Source organism: uncultured Lactobacillus sp. (assembly GCF_947367085.1).
Taxonomy (GTDB): domain Bacteria; phylum Bacillota; class Bacilli; order Lactobacillales; family Lactobacillaceae; genus Lactobacillus.
This window is the reverse complement of the sequence record NZ_CANBCP010000001.1, coordinates 14564-37765: the sequence shown is the minus strand read 5'-3', so window position 1 is coordinate 37765 and position 23202 is coordinate 14564. Positions and strand designations below refer to the sequence as shown.

General features: G+C 36.9%; 21 protein-coding genes. 11 read left to right on the top strand and 10 right to left on the bottom strand.

Annotated features, from left to right (window positions below; genetic code table 11):
* Positions 1 to 5: 5 nt before the first annotated feature.
* From gyrB to dnaA, 5 genes are all read right to left on the bottom strand, one after another.
* On the bottom strand, positions 6 to 1973 hold the full coding sequence (gyrB, locus tag Q0Y70_RS00170) for a DNA topoisomerase (ATP-hydrolyzing) subunit B (RefSeq protein ID WP_297815027.1): 1968 nt from the start codon (positions 1971 to 1973) through the stop codon (positions 6 to 8).
* Complete coding sequence (gene recF / locus Q0Y70_RS00165) at positions 1974 to 3098, bottom strand: DNA replication/repair protein RecF (RefSeq protein ID WP_297815024.1); 1125 nt, start codon at positions 3096 to 3098, stop codon at positions 1974 to 1976. It lies immediately after the preceding gene.
* Between the two features lie 2 nt (positions 3099 to 3100).
* Positions 3101 to 3322: a S4 domain-containing protein YaaA gene (yaaA, locus tag Q0Y70_RS00160; RefSeq protein WP_297815022.1), complete on the bottom strand. Its 222-nt coding sequence runs from the start codon at positions 3320 to 3322 to the stop codon at positions 3101 to 3103.
* A gap of 193 nt (positions 3323 to 3515) precedes the next feature.
* Positions 3516 to 4646: a DNA polymerase III subunit beta gene (dnaN, locus tag Q0Y70_RS00155; protein ID WP_297815019.1), complete on the bottom strand. Its 1131-nt coding sequence runs from the start codon at positions 4644 to 4646 to the stop codon at positions 3516 to 3518.
* A 184-nt stretch (positions 4647 to 4830) separates the two neighbouring features.
* Positions 4831 to 6192 (bottom strand): chromosomal replication initiator protein DnaA, encoded by a 1362-nt coding sequence (gene dnaA, locus Q0Y70_RS00150; RefSeq protein WP_297815016.1) that lies wholly within the window; start codon positions 6190 to 6192, stop codon positions 4831 to 4833.
* Positions 6193 to 6664: 472 nt separating this feature from the next.
* Between dnaA and rpmH the strand changes: the two genes are divergently transcribed.
* From rpmH to Q0Y70_RS00105, 9 genes are all read left to right on the top strand, one after another.
* Positions 6665 to 6805 (top strand): 50S ribosomal protein L34, encoded by a 141-nt coding sequence (gene rpmH, locus Q0Y70_RS00145; RefSeq protein ID WP_003648141.1) that lies wholly within the window; start codon positions 6665 to 6667, stop codon positions 6803 to 6805.
* Between the two features lie 47 nt (positions 6806 to 6852).
* Positions 6853 to 7215, top strand: a complete 363-nt coding sequence (gene rnpA / locus Q0Y70_RS00140; RefSeq protein WP_297815011.1) for a ribonuclease P protein component — start codon at positions 6853 to 6855, stop codon at positions 7213 to 7215.
* A 1-nt stretch (position 7216) separates the two neighbouring features.
* Positions 7217 to 8089: a membrane protein insertase YidC gene (locus Q0Y70_RS00135; protein ID WP_297815008.1), complete on the top strand. Its 873-nt coding sequence runs from the start codon at positions 7217 to 7219 to the stop codon at positions 8087 to 8089.
* A 107-nt stretch (positions 8090 to 8196) separates the two neighbouring features.
* Positions 8197 to 9582, top strand: coding sequence for a tRNA uridine-5-carboxymethylaminomethyl(34) synthesis GTPase MnmE (mnmE, locus tag Q0Y70_RS00130; RefSeq protein WP_297815005.1), 1386 nt, complete (start codon positions 8197 to 8199; stop codon positions 9580 to 9582).
* Between the two features lie 7 nt (positions 9583 to 9589).
* Complete coding sequence (gene mnmG / locus Q0Y70_RS00125; protein ID WP_297815001.1) at positions 9590 to 11506, top strand: tRNA uridine-5-carboxymethylaminomethyl(34) synthesis enzyme MnmG; 1917 nt, start codon at positions 9590 to 9592, stop codon at positions 11504 to 11506.
* A 292-nt stretch (positions 11507 to 11798) separates the two neighbouring features.
* Complete coding sequence (gene spxB, locus Q0Y70_RS00120) at positions 11799 to 13607, top strand: pyruvate oxidase (protein ID WP_297814998.1); 1809 nt, start codon at positions 11799 to 11801, stop codon at positions 13605 to 13607.
* A gap of 165 nt (positions 13608 to 13772) precedes the next feature.
* Positions 13773 to 15161 carry an NADP-dependent phosphogluconate dehydrogenase gene (gene gndA, locus Q0Y70_RS00115; RefSeq protein ID WP_297814995.1) on the top strand — a complete coding sequence of 463 codons (1389 nt, stop codon included), beginning with the start codon at positions 13773 to 13775 and terminating at the stop codon, positions 15159 to 15161.
* A gap of 90 nt (positions 15162 to 15251) precedes the next feature.
* Positions 15252 to 16805, top strand: coding sequence for a ClC family H(+)/Cl(-) exchange transporter (locus tag Q0Y70_RS00110; RefSeq protein ID WP_297814992.1), 1554 nt, complete (start codon positions 15252 to 15254; stop codon positions 16803 to 16805).
* A 206-nt stretch (positions 16806 to 17011) separates the two neighbouring features.
* On the top strand, positions 17012 to 17410 hold the full coding sequence (locus Q0Y70_RS00105) for a GNAT family N-acetyltransferase (RefSeq protein WP_367270325.1): 399 nt from the start codon (positions 17012 to 17014) through the stop codon (positions 17408 to 17410).
* 54 nt (positions 17411 to 17464) lie between these two features.
* Here Q0Y70_RS00105 and Q0Y70_RS00100 read toward each other — a convergent pair whose 3' ends face one another.
* The 4 genes from Q0Y70_RS00100 to Q0Y70_RS00085 form a co-directional block, all read right to left on the bottom strand.
* The gene (locus Q0Y70_RS00100; protein ID WP_297814989.1) at positions 17465 to 18016 is read right to left on the bottom strand and encodes a cysteine hydrolase family protein; all 552 of its coding nucleotides are present in this window, start codon (positions 18014 to 18016) and stop codon (positions 17465 to 17467) included.
* 122 nt (positions 18017 to 18138) lie between these two features.
* Positions 18139 to 20001, bottom strand: a complete 1863-nt coding sequence (locus tag Q0Y70_RS00095; RefSeq protein ID WP_297814987.1) for an endonuclease MutS2 — start codon at positions 19999 to 20001, stop codon at positions 18139 to 18141.
* Between the two features lie 312 nt (positions 20002 to 20313).
* A complete protein-coding gene (locus Q0Y70_RS00090; RefSeq protein ID WP_297814984.1) occupies positions 20314 to 20712 on the bottom strand; it encodes an iron-sulfur cluster biosynthesis family protein in 399 nt (132 codons plus the stop codon).
* A 53-nt stretch (positions 20713 to 20765) separates the two neighbouring features.
* Positions 20766 to 22106 carry an MFS transporter gene (locus Q0Y70_RS00085; RefSeq protein WP_297814981.1) on the bottom strand — a complete coding sequence of 447 codons (1341 nt, stop codon included), beginning with the start codon at positions 22104 to 22106 and terminating at the stop codon, positions 20766 to 20768.
* 104 nt (positions 22107 to 22210) lie between these two features.
* On the opposite strand from Q0Y70_RS00085, the gene Q0Y70_RS00080 reads away from it, so the two are divergent.
* Positions 22211 to 22381 carry a hypothetical protein gene (locus Q0Y70_RS00080; RefSeq protein WP_297814978.1) on the top strand — a complete coding sequence of 57 codons (171 nt, stop codon included), beginning with the start codon at positions 22211 to 22213 and terminating at the stop codon, positions 22379 to 22381.
* Positions 22371 to 22562 (top strand): hypothetical protein, encoded by a 192-nt coding sequence (locus Q0Y70_RS00075; protein ID WP_297814975.1) that lies wholly within the window; start codon positions 22371 to 22373, stop codon positions 22560 to 22562. The genes Q0Y70_RS00080 and Q0Y70_RS00075 overlap by 11 nt, the downstream gene beginning before the upstream one ends.
* A 50-nt stretch (positions 22563 to 22612) precedes the next feature.
* Here Q0Y70_RS00075 and Q0Y70_RS00070 read toward each other — a convergent pair whose 3' ends face one another.
* Positions 22613 to 23170: a hypothetical protein gene (locus Q0Y70_RS00070; RefSeq protein ID WP_297814972.1), complete on the bottom strand. Its 558-nt coding sequence runs from the start codon at positions 23168 to 23170 to the stop codon at positions 22613 to 22615.
* Positions 23171 to 23202 lie beyond the last annotated feature (32 nt).

The window sequence follows — 23202 nt, the reverse complement described above, 5'->3', positions numbered from 1 at the left end:
TTCTCCTATGCATCCAAGTTCTCTACGTATTTGGCGTTCTTTTCAATAAAGTCACGTCTTGGAGCTACTTCGTTACCCATGAGCAATTCAAAGACTTCATCTGCATCTTTGGCATATTCAGGACTTACCCGGTCTAAACGTCTATTTTCTGGATTCATTGTAGTTTCCCATAACTGTTCTGGATCCATTTCACCTAATCCCTTATAACGTTGAACAACTGGTTTAGGACTTGGTTGAAGCGTACCTAAGTAATCATGCAATTCTTCGTCAGTATCAAGGTATTTCTCAATCTTGCCTTGACGCACTTGATACAGAGGTGGACGAGCAATATAAACATATCCTTTTTCAATCATTGGACGCATGTAATTATAAAATAGCGTCAAAAGTAATGTTCTAATGTGAGCTCCATCGACATCGGCATCCGTCATAATAATTAGCTTATGATAGCGCGCTTTAGAAACATCAAAGTCTGCTCCAAATCCTGTACCTAATGCAGTAAACAGTGATCTGATTTCTTGGTTAGCCAAAATTCGATCCATCGAAGCTTTTTCAACGTTTAAAATCTTACCTCTGATTGGCAAAATTGCTTGAGTTAAACGTGAACGCCCTTGCTTAGCAGAACCGCCGGCAGAGTTACCTTCGACGATGAATAATTCTGAGATACTTGGATCGTTACTAGTGTTATCAGCCAATTTACCTGGCAAGTTAGCAATTTCTAAGCCAGACTTTTTACGAGTAACTTCACGAGCACGCTTAGCAGCCACACGTGCACGAGCTGCCAATTGACCTTTTTCAACGATCTTACGACCAACTTGAGGATTTTCCATCAAGAACTTACTGAAAGTTTCAGAAAAAGCCTTATCTACAGCTGCACGTGCATCTGAATTGCCGAGCTTGGTCTTAGTCTGACCTTCAAATTGAGGGTTAGGGTGTTTTACAGAAACAACTGCTGTCATCCCTTCACGAATATCTTCACCAGAAAGATTATCGTCTTTATCCTTGAAGATTTTAGCCTTACGAGCGTAATCATTAACCACACGAGTCAACGCTGTCTTAAAGCCAGCTTCGTGCATCCCACCTTCATAGGTATGGATATTGTTGGCAAAAGTCATCAAAGTAGTCTTATAACCAGTCGTATATTGCAAAGCAACTTCAACATTGATACCGTCGTATTCGCCTTCTACATAAACTGGTTCATCGAAAAGAACTTCTTGACCACGATTTAAGAAAGAAACGTATTCTTTAATACCACCTTCAAAATGGTAGACATCAGTTTCAGCACTTTCTTTACGTTTATCAGTAAAAGTTAACTTCAGCCCTTTATTCAAAAAGGCTAATTCTCTAATTCTGTTTTTTAAGACTTTGTCATCAAAAGTAGTCGTTTCAGTAAAGATATCAGGATCTGGATAAAAATGAACGATCGTGCCGTGCTCATTTAATGACACAGTTCCCACTTGTTTCATTTCTTGCACTACACGGCCATGGTCAAAGGCAATTGTATACTTTTTGCCATCACGCATAACCGTTACATCAAGCTTAGTGGATAAGGCATTTACAACTGAAGCACCAACACCGTGTAAACCACCAGATACCTTGTATCCGCCACCGCCAAATTTTCCTCCAGCGTGCAAAACTGTAAAAACAGTTTCTAATGCTGGACGGCCGGTCTTTTTCTGAATATCAACTGGGATACCACGTCCATCATCTTGTACGGTAACACTACCATCTTCATTAACAGTAATTTCAATTTTAGTCGCAAAACCTGCTAACCGTTCATCGATACTGTTATCGATAATTTCCCATACTAAGTGGTGCAAGCCCTGGCTACTGGTAGACCCAATATACATACCAGGACGTTTTCTAACGGCCTCTAGGCCCCCTAAAACCTGAATTTGGCTGGCATTATATTCATCAGCTTTTTCTTCAAATTTTTTAGCTTTTTGTAAGTCTTGCTTACTGTTATCTTCGGCCATTTAATTCTCCTCTTTAGTAATAATTCCTGACTTGATGTAGTAAATTTTTGGGGCTTTCACGATTTCCCAAGAAATTCCCTCTAAATCTGTAGTAGTAATAAAAGTTTGAGTTTTTCCATGAATGTAGTTGAGCAGACTGCTCTGGCGATCATGATCTAATTCGCTCATCACATCATCTAAAAGTAAAATGGGATACTCATTTGTAAGGTGATGAACTAACTGGATTTCGGCTAATTTCATGCTTAAAGCAATCGTGCGTTGCTGACCTTGAGATGCATAATCATGGGCATTTTTCCCATTAATCATAAAAACTAGGTCATCACGATGTGGCCCAGTCAAAGTAGTGCCCTTGCGAATCTCGTTGGCTTTATTTTTATGAAAACTCTCTAAAAGCTTGGTATATATGTCATTTACTTGATCATTAGCTTCAATTTCATTGATTGAAGGTTGATATACAATCTCGAGTTCTTCACGATTAGCACTGATTTGGCTATGAGCCTTATGAGCATAACCATTTAATAGTTTCACAAAATTGAGTCTGCGATAAATAATTTCTGCCGCAATGCCAGCCAATTGGTCTGACAACACATCTAAGAACAGCTTATCCTTCGCCTTGCCTAATGAAAGCTGCTTAAGATAATTATTTTTTTGCTGAAGGACTTGGCGATACTGGCTTGAAAAATACAAATATTCCGCATTAATCTGCCCGAATTCGAGATCCATAAACCTTCGCCTTAAAGCCGGAGCCCCTTTAACTAGAGCCAGATCTTCCGGAGAAAACAAAATTGCATTCATTTGCCCCACATATTTTGACAACTTTTTTTGCTCCAAGCGATTAACCCAGGCTTTTTTTCCTTTGGTAGATAAGCGTACTTTAAGCTCTACTTCTACTTGGCTTTTATGTACTTTTCCTTGCAGACCCGCAAATTTACTACCAAAACGAATTAATTCTTTATCACTGTTAGTTCGATGAGATCGTGTCAGTGCCAAAAAATAAATTGCTTCTAGCAAGTTTGTTTTCCCTTGAGCGTTTTGACCCAAGAATATATTGATTTGCGGATCAAAATCAGTCTGCAGACTAGAAAAATTGCGAAAATCTTTCAAAGTCAAATTTTCAAGATACATGATTATTGCGCACTAAATTGATAACTCGTACCTTCAACTTCAACCACATCGCCTGGATGAAGCTTTTTGCCTCGACGATCTTCCAAGACTCCATTCAATTTAACTGGGTTGTCTTTTAAATACCACTTGGCTTGTCCGCCAGAAGAAATAATACTTTCTTCTTTCAAAAATTGAGCCAAAGTAATAAATTCACCCTTAATTGTGAAATTTTTAATACTACTCACCCCATTTACCTAGTTATACCTTGTTATTATACCGTTTTTTACGGTTAAAAACAATTCACATTCGCCTTATCAGGGCTTTTGACTTAATTTATGTTGAACTAATATACCTATACTCAAATGGCAAAAAAAAGCTGAAAATGGCAAAATTTGCCTTTTCAGCTTAATGCACTAATAAAAAGTACTCGAAGTTTTTTTAAAATGTTCGAACTGGGGTAATCAATTGCGTAAAGTCCACATCATCTTTAGCTGGAGTAACAGTAAATGGACGAAGGGGTTGAGTAAACTTCATAACAATTGAATCTGTAATTGAGGCTCTCAATGCATCTCTCAAATAATCTGGGTTAAAAGCAATTTCCAAGCTTTCACCAGCTAGATTCTTAAATGGAATTTCTTCTTCCACGTTTCCGATTTCTGCAGATTGTCCTCTTAAAATTACACTTTGTTTATCAGTATCTAAGTTTAACTTAACGACGTTATTTCTACTTTCGTGAGTAAGTAAACTAGCACGATCAAGTGAACGTGACAAAGTTGACAAATCAAATTCAACTTCAGTTGTAGAACTTGTTGGAATTAAACGATCAGTATCAGGATATGACCCTTCTAATAAACGTGAATAAAAAGCAATATTGCCAATGTTAAAAAGTACTTGATTATCACCTGGATTAACAGTAATTTCAGGATCCTTTTCCCCAATAATTCTTGAAAATTCAACTAAGCTATTACCAGGAATTACAAGATTAGATTTAACTTCAGGTCCGTTTTCTACAGTAATTGTTCTTTGAGATAAGCGGTGACTGTCAGTAGCAACTGCCTTAATCGCATTCTTACTGAAATTAAAGTTAACCCCATTTAAAGTTGGACGACTTTCTTGGTTAGCAACTGCAAATACAGTTTCATTAATTACCTCTCTAAAAGTCTTACCCGAAAGTTTAAATGCTACATCAGTTGGAATTTCTGGTAAACGTGGGTAGTTATTGGCATCTAACCCATTAATCATAAATTCTGTATTTTCAGATGTAATCTTTGTTTGAAAACTTTCTTTTACTTCAAAAGAGAAATCCTTACCTGGTAACTTCTTAATAATTTCACTGAAGAAACGTGCAGGTAAAACAATAGAGCCAGTTGATTCAACTCTTAAGTCATCGTTAACTGGGATTTTAATTTCAATAGAGATATCAGTATCACTACCAGTTAAAATTAATTCATTTTCAGAAAGATCTAGTTTGATTCCGCTAAGAATTGGAATAGTAGCACGTGAAGAAATCGCACGCATAACATTATTCAAATTATCGAGGAACAAATTTCTATTTATTGTAAACTGCATTGTTTACCTCCGTTTAATTTTTTAAGTACTCTTTTTTTATTTAATTATATATTTAAATACTTAGAAGTAGTAGTAGGTACGGTGGATTATGTTGAAAAGTCAAATAATCCACTGATATGAAAGAAAAGTACTTGTACAAAACATGTGAATAAATTCAAAAGTTATCCACATGTTATTAACTTTCCTAATGATCTAACATTGCCTTTAAATCATACACAGCTGCTTTGATATCTGAGTCAGTTTTTAGGGAACGATCGATTTTTTCAACTGCATGCATGACTGTTGTATGATCTTTACCGCCAAATTCTTGACCTATTTTAGGTAGACTTGAATCTGTTAACTCACGCGATAAATACATAGCAATTTGACGTGGAACGACAATTTGTTTAACGCGCTTTTTGCCCTTTAGTTCAGCTGTCGAGGTTTGGAAGTAGTTAGCAACCACCTCTTGAATTTTAGATATTTGTAGGCCTCGATTTTTTTGAACCAGTTTTAAGTCAGTAAGGGCTTCTTTTGCAAGATCAACGTTAATGTCTTCTTTTTCAATTGTTGCATGAGCCTGAACCTTAACTAAAGCACCCTCTAATTCTCGTATATTAGTGTCAACTTGGGATGCAATATAGTCTAAAGTATTGTCATCAATTGAAAGTCCATCAGCTTCTGCTTTTTTACGTAAAATTGCGATTCTTGTTTCAAGATCTGGAGGCGTAATTTCAACTTGTAAGCCCCAGGTAAAACGAGACACCAATCTTTCCGATAAAGCAGGGATTTCATTTGGCAAACGATCACTAGTCATAACGATTTGCTTTTGATCGTTATAAAGGGTTTCAAAAGTGTGGAAAAATTCTTCCTGGATCCCCTCTTTTTTAGCAAAAAACTGAATATCATCTACTAATAAAAGATCACAAGTCCGATATTTTTCTCTAAATTCATCTTGGGTCTTATTTTTGATGGAATTAATAAAATCGTTAACGAAAGTTTCACTTTGAATGTAAACTACTTTAGCATTTGGCTTTTCAGAAAGCATTTGATGGCCGATTGCTTGCATCAGGTGTGTTTTACCTAATCCAACACCACCAAAAATAAACAATGGGTTGTAAAAACTACCTGGATTATCTGCAACAGCTAAAGCAGCACCAGCAGCGAGCTTGTTTCCTTCACCTTGGACGAAAGTATCAAAAGTATATTTACTGTTTAATTGTAAATCTTTCGTAAATTCATCAGGGGTTTCTTCATGAACTGGTTGAGTCTGTTCACGTGGCTGGGGAGTTACAAAGTGTTCGGGGCCTTCTTCTCCTGCAATAGTGAAAACCGGTGAGATCTCCATGTCGGCATAAGCATATGCTTCTTGAACTAGTTGAGAAGCGAGATTTTTTTCCCAATAGCCCTTAGAAACCGGAGATTCAACTGCAATTACCATTTGTTTAGTATTTTTATCAAAAGATAAGGGTTTAGTATTTTTAAACCAAGCGTTATAGGCAACTTCACTGTAACGTTTTTTCATTTCAGAGTTAAAAAATTGCCAAAATTTGTCTAAATCGAACAAAAATAGTTCCTCCAATTGGATGGTATACGTTTTAAAACAAAATAAATTCTAGCATTTTTTTGAATGGTTTTCCACAGGTGAATAACAGTAAATAACAAGTCCACAGGGATGTGGATAAAATATTTGCAATTTCCACAGAAGAACAAAAAATATTATAATTTTTATCATTATCCACAAGATATCTGTGCATAACTTTCTCTTGTTTTACAAAGCTTGAAGTGGGATTTTCAAAAAGATTTCCACAACCTGTGAATTATGTTTTTCACACCATGTTAATTGTGCAAAACTCTGCGTATTACCCTGTGTATAATTTTTTTATAAAAAATGGATTAAAATTTTTCCACACCAAAAGTTTTAAAAAATCAAGTCTTGATTAAGGATTTTTTCTCTGAAAACCTTGGTTTTTTGCGATAAATATGCTATCCTAATTTAGAAATTGTGCTTAAAGTACTAAAAACGGAGGTGCATATTAATGTCCACTAAGAGAACTTACCAACCTAAGAAGCGTCACCGTTCACGCGTTCATGGTTTTATGAAGCGTATGGCTACTGCAAACGGCCGCAAGGTTTTAGCAAGACGCCGTAAAAAGGGTAGAAAAGTCTTATCTGCTTAAGCCACTGAACTCAGTGGTTTTTTTAATCTAAGTTAGGATGAAAAGTTTTGAAAAAATCCTACCGAGTAAAATCCGAAAAAGATTTTCAGACTGTATTTGAACACGGCCAATCTATGGCGAATCGTGCCTTTGTCCTTTACGTTTTACCTAAACAGGGACAGAAGCATTTTCGTGTAGGTATTTCTGTTGGAAAGAAAGTTGGTCACACAGCTGTAGCAAGAAATAGGCTAAAAAGATATATTCGAGCTACACTCACTGAATTTAAACCAAATATCAAACCTGATTTAGATTTTTTAGTGATTGCTAGGCCATATGCTCGAGATTTTAATATGGTGAGAACTAGAAAGAATCTCGAACATATAATGAAGCTTTCACATATTCTGACTACTACGGAAACCGAGGAACAGTAGAGTGAAAGACCTTTTAACGAAGAAAAATTTAAAAAGGCTTGTACTAGTATTAGGAATTGTTGCTCTTGTGCTCACTGTTAGTGGGTGTGCGGCCCCAACTTCAGGTAATATTCAGCCGATTTCTCATACCAGCGGCAGTTGGTGGGATCGATATGTACTTTATTACTTGTCACAATTCATTTTATGGATTGCAAGTTGGGTTCATAATTCCTATGGTTGGGCAATTGTTATCTTTACTGTCATTATTAGAATTATCTTATTCCCACTGCAAGCAATGTCTATTAAGAGCATGGCCAAGCAGCAAAAGCTTCAGCCTCAGATGGATGCTTTACGTAAGAAATATTCTGGTAAAGATGTAGAGACTCGCCAAAAATTGCAAGCTGAAACAAGCAAGCTTTATAAAGAAGCTGGGGTAAATCCATATGTGGGATGTTTACCATTATTAATTCAGTTACCTATTATGTGGGGACTGTATCAAGCAATTTACCGGACTCCGGAATTGATGAATGGTAAATTCTTATGGATGGACTTGGGTCGTCCCGATCCTTATTACATCATGCCAATTTTAGCTGCGGTATTTACATTTATGGCTTCATATATTAGTCAAATGTCGCAACCACAATCATCCCAAAATGGTATGACGAAGTCGATGACCTATGTGATGCCTGTGATTATTGGGGTATCCGCAATTGGAATCCAATCCGCAATTTCAGTTTACTGGGTTATTTCCAACCTTTTCCAAGTAGTTCAGACCTTCATTTTGCAAAATCCATTCAAGTATCAACGTGAAATGGAGCAACAAAAAGAAGCTGAACGTGAGCGTGAACGTCGTTTACGTAAGACCTACAAGAAGTTAGGCCGTAAGAAAAAGTAAATAATTATCTAAATCATATAGATAAAGTAGTCAAAGTGCTTTGTCCATCATGTTTCAATGGTGGAGTGGGCACTTTTTTTATTGAAATTTTTAGATAGGGAGAAAAAATGGCACAAGTTTTAACACAATTTGATACAATTGCAGCAATTTCGACCCCGCTAGGTGAGGGAGGAATTTCAATTGTCCGCCTTTCTGGTGAAGATGCTGTCAAAATTGCTAATAAGGTTTTTAAAGGTGCTAACTTAACTAAAGTACCGAGTCATACAATTCATTACGGCCATGTCGTTGATCCGAAAACAAACAAAGTAATTGATGAATGTATGGCTACAGTGATGCTTGCACCTAAAACATTTACCCGTGAAGATGTAGTAGAAATTTCCTGTCATGGCGGAATCGTAGTTACCAATGACATCTTGCAACTTCTTTTGGCAAATGGTGCGAGAATGGCTGATGCAGGTGAATTTACTAAACGTGCATTTATGAATGGACGAATCGATTTAACGCAAGCTGAATCTGTTATGGATATGGTGCGCGCAAAAACAGATCGCGCTCGACAAGTTGCCATGAACCAACTGGAAGGAGGTTTAATGACTAAGATTAAATCTTTACGTGGGCAGCTACTGGATACGATGGCGCAAGAAGAGGTTAATATTGACTATCCTGAATATGATATGGACGATATGACTGGCCAACAGATGAAACAAAAAGCTATTTCTGTTTCTAAAAAAATCGATGACTTATTGGCTACTGCTCAAGAAGGAAAAATTATTCGCTCAGGCTTAGCAACAGCAATCGTCGGTAAACCTAATGTGGGAAAGTCTTCATTGCTTAATTACCTAACTCAAGATGATAAAGCAATTGTGACTGATGTGGCTGGCACGACTCGTGATACGTTAGAAGAATATGTGTCAGTTAAAGGAGCAGCGTTAAAATTGATTGATACTGCTGGTATTCACGCAACTGATGATAAAGTTGAAAAGATTGGGGTAGAGCGTTCAAAAAAGGCGGTTAAGCAAGCTGATTTGGTCCTATTATTGCTTGATTCAAGTCGCGAACTTTCTGATGAAGACCGTAATTTGCTAGACTTTACCAAAGACAAAAAGCGCATTATTGTTTTGAATAAAAGCGATTTGGGCCAAAAGATCAGTCCAAAGCAAATTAAAGAAATGACAGATAGTCCGATAGTTGTTACTTCTATTTTGCAAAAAGAAAATATGGATCAATTAGAAAAAGCAATCGAGCAGCTATTTTTTAAAGGAATTGAAAATTCAGCTGATCAAGTTTTAGTTACTAATCAGCGTCAAGCTAGTTTGTTAATTAAAGCTAAGCAATCACTAACGGAAGTTATTGAAGGCGTTGATAACGATATGCCTCTTGATTTGGTTCAAATTGATCTAACAAATGCTTGGAATGATTTGGGCGAAATTACAGGTGAAAGCGCCCCGGATGAATTAATTACACAATTATTTAGCCAATTCTGTCTTGGAAAGTAGGATAAGTATGAAAACGTATGAATCTAGTGAATATGATGTAATTGTTGTTGGAGCAGGTCATGCTGGCTGTGAAGCCGCTTTAGCTGCTGCTCATATGGGAGAAAAAACGCTACTTTTAACAATTAACTTGGATATGGTCGCATTTATGCCATGTAATCCATCAGTCGGAGGTCCTGCCAAAGGAATAGTTGTGCGGGAAATCGACGCACTTGGTGGTCAAATGGGTAAAAATATTGATGCAACTTATGTGCAAATGCGGATGCTTAATACGGGAAAAGGACCAGCTGTCCGCGCTTTACGTGCACAAGCAGATAAGTGGCAATACCATGAACACATGAAAGATACGATTGAAAATACTCCTAATTTGACTTTGCGCCAAGGGGTAGCTGACGAATTAATTGTTGAAGATGGCGTATGTAAAGGGCTCATCACCAATACTGGTGCGCGTTATTTAGCTAAAAGTGTTGTTTTAACTACAGGAACTGCAGCTCGCGGCAAGATAATTATTGGAGAATTGACTTATTCTTCTGGTCCAAATAATTCCCTGCCTTCTATTAAGTTGCCTGAAAACTTAGAAAAGCTTGGTTTTAAATTACGTCGCTTTAAGACAGGAACTCCTCCTCGCGTTGATGGTAACACTGTTGATTATTCAAAAACTGAAGAAGAACCTGGAGATAGCGAGCCTCGCCACTTTTCTTATACGACAAGTGATGCCAGCTATATTAAGCCCGAAGATCAGATGTCATGTTATATGACCTACACTAATCCCAAGACTCACGAAATTATTCGTGAAAATCTTGATCGTGCTCCAATGTTTTCGGGAATAATTAAAGGGGTAGGGCCACGTTATTGTCCTTCAATTGAAGATAAGGTTGTCAGATTTGCGGATAAAGACCGTCACCAAATTTTCTTAGAGCCTGAAGGACGCCATACTAAGGAAGTTTATGTGGGCGATTTTTCAACTTCGATGCCTGAAGAAGTGCAACTAAAAATGGTGCACTCGGTAGCTGGTCTTGAAAAAGCTGAATTAATGCGTCCAGGTTATGCGATTGAATATGATGTCATTGAACCATGGCAGCTTAAGCATACCTTGGAAACGAAGAACATTAAAAACTTATTTACAGCAGGCCAGATGAACGGAACATCGGGTTATGAGGAAGCTGGTGGCCAAGGATTAATTGCCGGAATTAATGCGGCATTGCGTGCTCAAAATAAGCCTGGCTTTACTTTACAGCGAGATGAAGCTTATATTGGGGTTTTAATTGATGATTTGGTAACTAAGGGTACTAATGAACCTTATCGCTTGTTAACTAGCCGTGCGGAATATCGTCTGCTTTTGCGGCATGATAATGCGGATTTACGTTTGACTGAAAAAGGTCACAAGTTGGGGCTAATTTCTGAGGAGCGTTACCAAGAATTTGAAGATAAAAAGCAAGCAATTGAAGACGCCATGCAAGCAATCAAGCAAGTCAAAATTCACCCAACGGATGAAGTCCAAGAATATCTAGCTTCAATTAAGCAGGATCGTTTAAATGCAGGCGTTAGTGGGGCTGATTTTTTGAAGAGACCGCGAGTAACTTTTGATGCTATTGAAAAATTGGTCGGTCATCCATTAGCTAGTGATCGCTATGTTAAAGAACAAGTCGAAATTGCACTTAAATATGAAGGCTATATCAAAAAAGAAAAGGTTATGGTGGATCGTTTGCACCGCTTAGAATCTAAAAAGATTCCAGAGGGGATTGACTATAATGCAATTTCTAGTCTAGCAACCGAGGCACGTCAAAAATTTGAAAAGATTCGTCCTGAATCAATTGCCCAAGCTGAAAGAATCTCTGGGGTTAATCCAGCAGATCTGGCGATCTTAACAGCTTACATCCAACAGGGTAAGATTGCTAAATTACCGGGCTATGGAAAAAATAAATAACTAATTTCTGAAGAAAGAGCACTGTCAAATGACAAGTGTTTCTTTTTTTGCCTCAAATATTACAAAAATGTTACAAAATTTAGGGCTAAAAACAAATTATGATCAATTAATCACACAAAAAAACCGCATAGGAGAGAACTTATAGTGTGATTTTAAATAACTTTGTGAAATAATTATTTTGATAATTGCGGTGTCCCTTATATAGTAGGTAATGAAAACACTTTCAAAGATTGCACAAGTGTGGTTTAATTTAAATGTACAGAAATAGAATTTAAGGAGATGCGTATATATTATGGCAAAAATTAATGGCTCAGATGCAATGCTAAAAGTTCTATATGATTGGGGTATTGACCACATTTATGGTTTCCCAGGTGGTTCATTCGATTCAAGTATGAACGCTATTTACGACTTTAGAGATAAGATGAAGTTCATTGAAGTTCGTCACGAAGAAGCTGGCGCATTGGCTGCTTCAGCTGAATATAAATTAACTGGTAAAGTGGGTGTATGTTTTGGTTCAGCAGGTCCTGGTGCTGCTCACTTATTCAACGGTTTATATGATGCAAAATACGATAAGACTCCAATGGTAGCAATCGTTGCTAACGTTCCTACTAGTCGTCAAGATATTGATTTCTTCCAAGCATTTGATGAAGATAAGTGGTTCTTAGATGCTAGTGTTTGGTGTGCTTCAGCTAAGACTGCAGATTTGATCCCAGTTTTAACTGATGAAGCAATTCGTCAAGCTTATGCAAGAAAAGGTCCTGCAGTTTTAATTATTCCTAAGGACTATGGCTGGCAAAAGATTGAAGATAACTTCCGTGTTAACAAGGATGCACATCCAGAAGCTAACTACCCAGCACCAACTAAGACTTCTGTTGAAGAAGCTATTAAGTTAATTAACGAAGCTAAGAATCCTGTTGTTTACTTTGGTAACGGTGCTAAGGATGCTGGCGAAGAATTAAAGGAATTTTCTGATAAATACAAGATGCCACTTCTTTCATCTTACTTAGGTAAAGGTGTTGTAGAAGATGCATTCCCAGCATACATGGGTACTATTGGTCGTATTGGGCCAAAGGCAGCTAATGAAATTCAAGGTTACGCAGACTTAGTTGTTTGGGTTGGTAATAACTCACCATTTTCATCATTATGGTTCACTAAGGATGCTAAAGTTATTCAAATTGATGTGGATGAAGGTAAGTTTGGTAAGCGTCACTCAGTTGATGTATCAATGCTTGCTGATTCTAAGAAGAGTTTACGTGCATTAATTGATGCAGGGGAAGAAAAGTCAGAAACTCCACTTTATAAGGCTGCTTTAGCAGATCGTGAAAATTGGGATGCATGGCACTCAAGCTTTAGAGATTCTGATGAAATGCCAGTTCGTCCAGAACCAATCTTTGATGTAATTAACAAAGAAGCTGATGATGACGCAATCTTTGCCATTGATGTAGGTAACGTTAACGTAGATCAATGTCGTTTGCTTAACTTACACGATGATCAAAAGTGGACTACTTCCGGTCTTCACGCAACTATGGGCTATGGTGCTCCTGCAGCTCTTTCTGCAGCAACTGTATATCCAGACCGTGAAGTTTGGAACTTAGCTGGTGATGGTGGCTTTGCTATGATGAGCCAAGAATTGTTGACTATGGCTCGCTACAATATGCATGTTTTGAATGTGGTATTTACTAATGAAACTTTAGGTTATATCCAAGCAGAACAAGAAGATGAATCTCACCAACCATTGTCAGGTGTTATTATCCCTGATAACAACTGGGCAAAAGTTGCTGAAGGTATGAATGTCAAGGGTGTTGTAGTACGTACTAAGAGAGAATTCGAAGAAGCAGTTAAGGAATTCAAGAAGATGGATGGCCCAATGCTTATCGATATCAAGTACACCCACGAAATGCCATACTCAACTGAATTGAACCAATTAGATGATCCAGCCTTTGTTGAAAAATACCAAGCTGAGGCTTTGAAGCCATTTAGCTACTTTGCAGAAAAATATGGTGTTGAAGCAGATGCCGCAAGTGGGGCTTCACAACATGAAGATTCAAGTGCGGAAGAAGTTGTAGAAACTGATACTTCTTCTGGTGCATCAAGACATTAATTTAGTCATACTATAGAAGAATAGATACGCCTGTGAGAGAAATGTTTCCGAGTTGACGAGAAACATTTCTTTTTTTATTAAAAGTAAGCAAAGCTGTGCGAAAAGTTAGTAAAAAAAGTATACTAGTAGTTGAATGAATAAAATAATTAAATGGAGGCACTATTTATGCAACAATTTGGGGTTATTGGCCTTTCAGTTATGGGTAAAAACCTTGCATTAAATGTTAAAAATCATGGCTTCTCTGTATCTGGATTTTCTATTGATAAACCAGAAGTTGATGCCTTAGCTAAATACGAAGATAAAAATTTAAAGCCAACTTATACTTGGGAAGAATTCGTAAATTCCTTGGAAAAACCTCGTAAGATTTTGATTCAAATTATGGCTGGTAAGCCAGTTGATGAGACTTTACAAAAGTTACTTCCATTACTTGATAAGGGCGACATCTTAATTGATGGAGGAAATTCAAACTTCCACGATACTAACCGTCGTGCACATGAAATGGCAAAACATGGTATTCACTTCTTTGGTATGGGAGTATCTGGTGGTGAAGAGGGCGCTTTAAATGGACCTGCTTTAATGCCAGGTGGTGATGAAAAAGCATATGAAGAAGTTGCGCCTATTTTGGAAGCTATCGCTGCAAAGACTCCAACTGGTCAACCATGTGTTGGTTATATCGGGCCAGAAGGTAGTGGTCACTACGTCAAGATGGTCCACAATGGTATTGAATACGGCATTATGCAAATCATTGCAGAAGTTTATGACGTCTTGTGTACTGCTGGAAATTACTCAAATGATGAAATGAGTGAAATTTTTGCTAACTGGGACCAAGGAGCACTTCAAGCTTACTTAATTGAAATTACTTCTAAAGTTCTTAAGCAAAAAGACGATTTAACTAATGATCATATCATTGACCATATTTTGAATGAAGCTTCATATAAAGGTACTGGGAATTGGATGTTAGAAGACGCCATCAAGTTGGGTGCACCAATTACTGTAATTGCCGAAGCTGTTCTTGCTCGTTTTATGTCAAAGGCTACGTTTAGAGATGGCGCAACTCCAAAGATGGATCCAGCTAAAGCTCCAAGTGATTTGGTTGATAAATTAGGTAAGGCATTATACTTAGCAATGGCTGTTTCATATGCTCAAGGATTTGAACAAATGACTATGGCTGCTAATGCATATAATTGGAAGCTTCACTACGCAACTATTGCTCAAAACTGGGAAGCTGGCTGTATCATTCGCTCTCAAATGCTTCATGATATTAAGTTTGCCTACAATTCTGATCCTGATTTGAAGAACTTATTTAAGGCACCATTTTTTGTTAAGGTAATGAACGCAAATATGGATGCTTTGAAAGAAATCGTCCAAGTTGCTGCTGAAGCTGGTGTACCAACTCCAACTTTGAGTGCTGCTTTGAATTACTTGGAATCTATTTTCAACCCACGTTTACCTCAAAATATTATTCAAGGTCAACGTGATTACTTTGGTGCTCATACTTACCAAAGAAACGACCGTCCAGGTACTTTTCATACTGAATGGTACGAAGAAAAATAAAATTGTTACACGTGAAACTATAAAGTCACTACGAAAGTAGTGGCTTTTTGCGTTAGAATAGTACTTATATCGATAAGAAAGTGGGAAAGTATGAGATACGAGGAAAAAAGCAATCTCAAGTTAATGCTGCAAGCATTATGCGTGGGAATAATTGCAGGTGTAGTAGTTGGCTTTTTTAGGTTTGGAATTGGCAAAATGGAAGCCTTTTGGCTAGATTTATTTAAAAAATCTCACCAAAATCCGATCTGGTTTATTGCAATTGTAATTGGCCTAGCTTTAACGGGGATAATTGCAGGCTATTTTGTAAAGCAATATTCGCATGTAGGCGGTTCAGGTATTCCAGAAGTTAAACTGCAGATGCAAGGAAAGCTAACTTTAAAATGGTGGCCAATTCTGTGGCGGAAGTTGATTGGCGGTATTATGGTAATTGGTACGGGCCTTTTCTTAGGACCAGAAGGACCATCGCTGCAATTAGGTTCGACAATTGGACAAGGAGTAGGTCAAGGTTTTAAGCAAACAAAAACCAACTCCAGAGTCTTACTTGCTACAGGAGCTGCAAGTGGTTTATCTGCAGCTTTTGGGGCACCACTGAGTGGGGCATTGTTTGTCTTAGAAGAAATTTTTCACAACTTTTCACCACGCGTTTGGATGAATGCACTAGTTGGGGCAATTGCTTCGAATTTTATTGTTTCGAATTTATTTGGTCAAAAACCAGCTTTAGCACTAGAATATAATAATTCTTTCCCAATACCGCTATATTGGCATTTGATAGTTTTAGGATTGATTTTAGGTTTTCTTGGTCATTTGTATAAGTGGGGATTATTTAATTTTAAAAAGGTTTATGCCAAGATTACTTTTATTCCACGCTGGCTACATGGATTAATTCCATTGGTGATTTTGGTCCCGATTATGTATTACTTACCCTTAATTACCGGACCAGGCAATCGGTTGATTTTGTCGCTACCAAAATCAATTGCTTATAGCAGCTGGAATTTGGTGGGGATGCTAGCAGTTTTTTACGTAATTAGAATTGCTTTTTCAATTGTTTCTTACGACTCAGGTCTGCCTAGTGGTATTTTCTTGCCAATCTTAACAATGGGAGCTTTAATTGGCGCAACTTATGGCTTATTCATGGTGCAATTAGGGTTACTGCCACAAAAGTTAGTCATTAACTTGATTATCTTTTCGATGGCAGGTTATTTTGCCGCAATTATTCGCGCACCCTTTACGGCAATTATTTTGATTACCGAAATGGTTGGATCGCTGCTTCACTTGATGCCATTAGCAGTGGTCGCTTTTATCGCACTATTAGTCGATCAATTACTTGGTGGACGTCCAATTTATGATTCATTGGCTGCAGCTATGGAGCCTGCTCCTAGTGAAAAGGGCTTGTGCGGCGAAGAAGATCAGATTTCGATCCCGGTGTATGAAAGTAGTAAATTAGTCGACGAAAAAGTTGAAGATATTAAATGGCCGGATGATACTTTGATTAAGGTGATTCATCGCGGCAGCCAAGATATTATTCCGCATGGTGATACCGTGATTGCGGCTGGAGATTTACTAGTTTTAGCCGTCGATCAAAATCGCCGCGGACAAGTTTATGATGCAATTAAAAAACTGCAAGGTGTAGAATTAGACGGATAATTTAAATATATAATAAGTCTGTTGAACTCAAAAGCTCGACAGGCTTATTTTTTATATGATAGAATAATTTAATAAATTATTAAAAGGAGATAAGAATGAGATTACGTTTAGTAGCTTTCTAAAATCAATTCAAATATAGAAAGCGAGCAATTTATGTTAAAAATTAATATTAAAGATTATCTTGCGACTATGATGATGTATGTCAAATTCATGATCTTGCACGTAAACAAGAGCTTGAAATAGGTGGGGCGCAAAAATACTTTAAGCCTTTAGAAAAAGCAATATATAAAGATGATTTTTGGAGTTGCACGATATGGGTTGCGAAGGTAATTGAACAAACTGTTGGTTTTGTCGCAGTTCATCCACACGAATTGACGTACATTTATGTGCACCCCGACTTTCAAGGCAACGGAATCGGCTTTGCACTTGCTAAAAAAGCACTCCTTAATCTGGAGCGCCCAGTTACTCTAGATGTATTTGTAGAAAATGAGAAGGCTAAGAGCCTATATCGCAAATTAGGCTTTGTCAGCCAAGAAGTTAAATGGCAGCAGTGGGATTTAATGGATCCTAAAAAATATTCAGATGAGAAAATGATCTTAAACTAAGCAGATAAATAAGCCTGTTAGCAAAATAAAGCTAGTAGGCTTATTTTTTGATATCTAAAGTATAGTTGCACCTAGACAGGTTTTAAAATGATTCAGCGCCCAGTTATGTCCATTTTTGTCAAAACTAGCAACGCCGTCCTTGTGAATTACCAAATTATAGCAGCGATTATAAGCATCCATTGCTGTATGCAGTACACAAATATCGGTGCAGACACCAGTTAAATGAAGTGTATCGACTTTACGTTCGCGTAAAATTATATCTAAGTTAGTACCTGCAAAAGCAGAATAACGAGTCTTGTCCATAAAGATGACGTGATCATTATCTTTATTTTTATCATACCAAGTCTGGAGTTTTCCATATAACTTGCGACCCCAAGTATTAGGCAAGTTATGTGGTGGGAATAATTTGGTTTCTGGATGGAATTTATTTCCCGGGAAATGTAAATCGGTTGGAATTATCACCCATTTATTTTCTTTTAGGAAATTATCTGCCAAATTCACGATCTCATCTTCTATTTCTTGAGCTGGTTTTCCGCAAGTTAGACTGCCGTGATCATCTACAAAGTCATTGGTGTAATCAATAATTAAGAGTGCTTCTTGAGTCATAATTTATCTCCTTAACGAATAATTAGGAATATTATGAACCATAAAAGAAAAAGTCTCAAGATTGAGGCGTTAAATTAAGTTTGAGGGCTTTTTATATAGCTTCCGTAAATATAATTACTTGGCTACTTTTTCAACTTCTTCCAGGCCTTTTTAGAACCGCGATCTAAATCCTTGTTTAATTTATATTCTTGCCAATCTTGAATAAATAATAAATCGAGATTATAGCCTTTAGGATAAAGTTCTTCAGCTTTTCGAACTAATTTTGCTCCTTTTAAGGGTACAGTTTCAAAAGTCTTATTAACGAAAATCACAATCTGATTAGCTATGTCAGAGTTCTCGTAGAAGAGAACTTCTTGGTGATATTTTGGCACTTTGATTCGATCACCTTTTTTAAAAGATGGTAGAGACTTAACTTTTTTCTGTTTGTTTTTAAATTCAATATTAGCTTGCTTTAGAGGAAAGACACCAGTATTTAAGAAATCTTTGGCTTCCGACAGTACATCTTCTGGCATCCCACTTTTTTCTGCAATCCAGAGAGCACGACTAGCTCCCACTTGATTTAAAAGTAGTTTATATGTGGGATGTAGAGTTTCTAAGTCAAAATCCATTGCTGCTGTAATAAAAGCAGGATTTTTAGTTGAATAATCTTTTATGGCACTATAGTGGGTGGTTGCTAAGACTAGGCAACCTTTCAGTTGGAGGGTTTGTAAAAGAGCAATAGCGAGTGCTGCACCTTCATTTGGATCAGTTCCACTACCGAGTTCATCTAACAAAATTAGACTATTTTTAGTTGCTTTTTGAACAATGTCTGCCATCTTTTTCATTTCAGCAGAAAATGTTGAAAGTGAGTTATCTAAGTCTTGATGATCCCCAATTGAAGTATAGATTTTTGTCATGAGTGGAATTGAACAAGTATCGGTACTAGGTAAGAAGAGACCAAATTCACTCATTGAGGTGGCCAAACCAACCGTTTTAAGTGTAACAGTTTTACCACCTGCGTTTGGCCCAGTGATAATTAAGCCATGTTTAGTTGCATCTAATTTAAGAGATAGAGGAACGGGATTAGTTAATAAGGGATGCTTCATTGCGTGCAATTGAAGCTCATTTTGCTCATTTAAAATTGGTCGTTTGCCACCAATAGCCTGCGAATATTTTGCACGGGCTAAGATACAATCAAGATCAACGATTACATTAAGATTGGCTTTAAAATGATCTAGCTCATCATAGATTTTTGCTGTTAAATTTCCCAAAATTTGAGATTCAATCAAGTAAATCTGATTTTCGACTGCATTTTTTTCTTGAGTAAGATGAATTATCTTAGTTGGCTCAATGAAGACGGTGGATCCATTATTAGATTGATCAATAATATTCCCACCAAAAGTATGCTTAAAACTTGCCTTAATAGGCAGAGTATAATGATTATCTTTTTGAATAATCTGAAAATCTTGCAACATTGATTGATATTTTTTTGTCTGCAGGTATTTCTGTAAGGTCTCTTTGATAGTCGTATTTAATTTGTTATTTCTTTGGCGTAGTTTAGCCAGCTCCTTATCAGCCCGGTCTGAAACTTGTCCACGTTCAATATCTAGATAAATTATTTCTTCTAATTTATCTAGAATAATTAACGTATCACCATAGCTAGCAATAATTGGAGTATTATTTCTTTGCTTATCAAAAAAGCGCACTAATAAGCGGCTAACTCTGATAAAGTCTGCAGCTTGTTCTAGTTCTCCGGGATTTAAGATATATCCCTTGTTTACCTTATTTATGATTGGCGTGAAAGCATCTGAATTAATAAAAGGAATGTGTAGACCATGCTCTAAAATCCAGACCATTTCTTCAGTTTCATCTAATAAAGCATTTGCCTTAACTAAGTTAGTTGTAAGTGGCTGAGCTAAAATTTGTTCCTTAGCTTCTGGTGAAACGGCATAGCGGGCTACAAGTTTGCGTACACGTGAAAATTCGATTTCGTCAGTATTATTCAATTTTTTATTTTTCTCCTTAAGAAAATAGAATTTAAAGTTGGTTTTCTCAAGGGAAAGTAGATTAGTCCCTTGAGACTAAAATACAATTAGCATCATATAGCAAATATGTCCTTTTCTAAATTATTGATTCTAATGATATAACATTTTTTAGAAAAAATCACTAGGTGAGAGGTGAATAGGTAAGTGTATAGCACTATTTTTATAGTAGGATATAAGAATATTAAGAATAAAAAGATTGCGAAACATGCTTTTAGGATATATTTAAAGCAAATAAAAACTCTCAAAATTATATTTGAGAGTAAAAGTTATTTATTAACAATTTTTTTGATCAGTAATTCCTTCTTTAGCGCGTTCTGCTAAAAAGCTCGCTTTTGCTATTTTAACGGCTCCAGTTAAGATACCAGAATCGTTACGCAGACGTAAAGTAGTATCGTGAACATCAAGAATTAAGTTATTACCAAGAAACGCTAAATCGTAGTCTGAAGTATAAATTTCAAAATTAGCATTATTTTCAATTTTTACAGAGTAGCGTGGATCGTGTTTCATCGTATCAAGCGAGATCAATGAATAATCCATTCCGATATTACATGACCCACCTTCAATTGAATAGTCGCCACCACCGCCATCAACAATCAAAAGTATTTCATGTTTGTTATAACCGCGATTTATAAGAAAGTCGATTGCTTCTTGGCTAATTATCATTTTTATCATAGGAATCAACCGTATCCTTTCTAAACTTAATTTTAAGAAAAAGTAGAATCGAATCAATTATTTTGTTTGAATTGGGGTGAAGTTTCAGGTGCCCAAAGTAGGCAGATGATAAAACTTGCGAGCAGCACAATTGCACATACAAGCATCGATAAACTTGAACCACCCTGATTAGTTAAAACAGGCAGTAAGAATGTTCCCGCAGCAGCACCAATTCGACTGATTGTAATACAAGTCCCAACTCCAGTTCCACGAACTTTAATATCGAATAATTCGGTTGGATATGGGTAATCTAAAACTAAGCCTGATGATAGAATAATTGCGAATAAGCAAAAGATTGTTAACTGCAGGCTGGTTGGGATGTTTTTAGCGAAAGCTAAAATGCCGATTAATGTGCCTGAAAGTAAAAAGTTGGAGATTAAAAATGCACGACGGCTGATCTTGTTAAAAATTAAGATTCCAAGGATGACTCCAACAAACATACCGCCGTTGTAAATAATTCCGGATACTTTTTGATCAGTTACATGCATACCTTGAAGTAAGATTGGCAAGAAAATACTGATGCCAAAGAAAGCGAAGGCTTGGCAGGCATAGAATAATCCGCCAACTAAAGTGCGACGCAAGTATTTTTTAGAAAAGAGAATTTTCCACGTAACTTCTTTAACTGGTTTCGCCTTTTTTAAACGTTTGGGAAGACCCCACTTGCGTCCCATGTGCTTTTTAATAACTTTATTTGCTTTCTTAACTTTACCTCGGCTAGCGAGCCAGCTTGGAGAAGCAGGTAATGGGAAAATTGACCTGAAAATTGCGGCAATAAATGCAGGAATTGCACCAGTAGCTAAAATAACTTGCCAAGTATAAGAACCAAAGCCTGTGACAAATGTCCCAGTTAAATATGATGCAATAAAACCAATTGTCCAATAAATCAATAAATGACTCTGGCGCTTGCTATCTTCACCAGCTGGCAGCCACTCGGTAAGCAAGGCATTACCAACTGTGTAGTCGACGGCAATCATCAGCCCAATAATGACTCTGATGATAAAAATTAGGACAAAATTGGCGGTTAACAATTGCAATAATGAAAAAACACCCAAGATGTACATATTGATCATGAGTAATTTTCGACGACCAATCTTGTCAGAAATTCTGCCAATTACGATACTGCCAGCAAGTCCAATTAATGAACCAGCTCCAATAAGACCTGTCCAAAGGTCATTGATGTTTAAGTACTTTGCCGCATTAGATAAGGCGGTCCCAGAAATACCCAAGGAAAAACCGCAGGCAATTTGACCTAGGATTACAGCTACTAACACTCGAACATGAATTGGCATCAGTGGTGCTTTTTTATAATTCTTCTTTGGTTTCACTTCGTTTAAATTATTTGTTTGCTCACTCATAAAAAGAGACCTTAAAAGAGTCTCTGTAAAAATCACTCCTTAAAATTGCTTGTAAAAATATAGTAACTATATCCACCCTAACAAATTATCGGATTTCATGCAAAGTGGGCTCGCTAGTAGAATACAAGATTGATTCTAAAAGACATGAAATAATCTTGAATTTTAAAGCCAGTGATATCAAGCATGATAGAGACCTTATTGAACGTAGTTTTGATGATTTTAAAGATGACGAGTGGGCTGATGAAGCTGACATGAAGGCAAAATTTGAAAAGTGAAGAGTCGATTAATTATTGGCAAAAAGAATTGCAAATATCAGATATCACTATTCAAAAATATGTTGGACTGACATCTAAAAACTTAGATTTGTTAAAAGATTATCCCAGAATTGGACAGGATGTTACCAATCTATATAAATTTTCTCAGACTATATATCGCATTGACGAAAAGAAAAAATGATCCTAGTTGGATCATTTTTTAGCAGCAAGCAATTGCGTATCCAATTTTAACTAGTTTTGCTTTTCGATATTGCCAGCGGCAATTGGTAATGTGGTGTGAGCATCGTAATCCATTACGCAGCCTTTAACACTGTCAGGTAATTCCATGGTTTTAGGGACGCCATGAACGTATACCACGCGCTTATCTAATTGTAAGTCGCTAGAGCCAAATGCCTTTTTAAAGTTAGCTTGTAATTCTGCCATTGGTACGTCGATTTCATATTCATAATATCCTTTGCTGTCGGCAACAGGATAAGTGTTGTTAGGAATATTCATTTTGGCAGGATCGGCGTCAAGGGGTACCATCGTAGTTCCTGAGACTGGTTCAGTTTCTGGTAAATCGACAAAGCCATCGTGGTTAACATCTTGGGCCATAGTTGCAGCTTGAGCAGTTTTACCGTCCGCAAAACCATGGAAGTGTTCCCAGTGTTCGATATTTTTTGGAGTATCAAACATTTCAACTTTGATGTGGAGCGTGTCACCATTTTCAGTAAATTCAGCGGTTCCATGAGGCTTGCAGCCGATTTTTTCAGAGTTAAGTGGCTTGATGTGAGCAATGTATTTAGTCATAGTTAAGATCCTTTCTTTTAAGTCACGCTTTA

Excerpts from the sequence above, each read along its gene's own strand:
- gyrB (WP_297815027.1), bottom strand. The coding sequence starts at position 1,973 with ATGGCCGAAGATAACAGTAAGCAAGACTTACAAAAAGCTAAAAAATTT.
- recF (WP_297815024.1), bottom strand. The coding sequence starts at position 3,098 with ATGTATCTTGAAAATTTGACTTTGAAAGATTTTCGCAATTTTTCTAGT.
- dnaN (WP_297815019.1), bottom strand. The coding sequence starts at position 4,646 with ATGCAGTTTACAATAAATAGAAATTTGTTCCTCGATAATTTGAATAAT.
- rpmH (WP_003648141.1), top strand. The coding sequence starts at position 6,665 with ATGTCCACTAAGAGAACTTACCAACCTAAGAAGCGTCACCGTTCACGC.
- mnmE (WP_297815005.1), top strand. The coding sequence starts at position 8,197 with ATGGCACAAGTTTTAACACAATTTGATACAATTGCAGCAATTTCGACC.
- mnmG (WP_297815001.1), top strand. The coding sequence starts at position 9,590 with ATGAAAACGTATGAATCTAGTGAATATGATGTAATTGTTGTTGGAGCA.
- spxB (WP_297814998.1), top strand. The coding sequence starts at position 11,799 with ATGGCAAAAATTAATGGCTCAGATGCAATGCTAAAAGTTCTATATGAT.
- gndA (WP_297814995.1), top strand. The coding sequence starts at position 13,773 with ATGCAACAATTTGGGGTTATTGGCCTTTCAGTTATGGGTAAAAACCTT.
- Q0Y70_RS00110 (WP_297814992.1), top strand. The coding sequence starts at position 15,252 with ATGAGATACGAGGAAAAAAGCAATCTCAAGTTAATGCTGCAAGCATTA.
- Q0Y70_RS00100 (WP_297814989.1), bottom strand. The coding sequence starts at position 18,016 with ATGACTCAAGAAGCACTCTTAATTATTGATTACACCAATGACTTTGTA.
- Q0Y70_RS00090 (WP_297814984.1), bottom strand. The coding sequence starts at position 20,712 with ATGATAAAAATGATAATTAGCCAAGAAGCAATCGACTTTCTTATAAAT.
- Q0Y70_RS00085 (WP_297814981.1), bottom strand. The coding sequence starts at position 22,106 with ATGAGTGAGCAAACAAATAATTTAAACGAAGTGAAACCAAAGAAGAAT.
- Q0Y70_RS00070 (WP_297814972.1), bottom strand. The coding sequence starts at position 23,170 with ATGACTAAATACATTGCTCACATCAAGCCACTTAACTCTGAAAAAATC.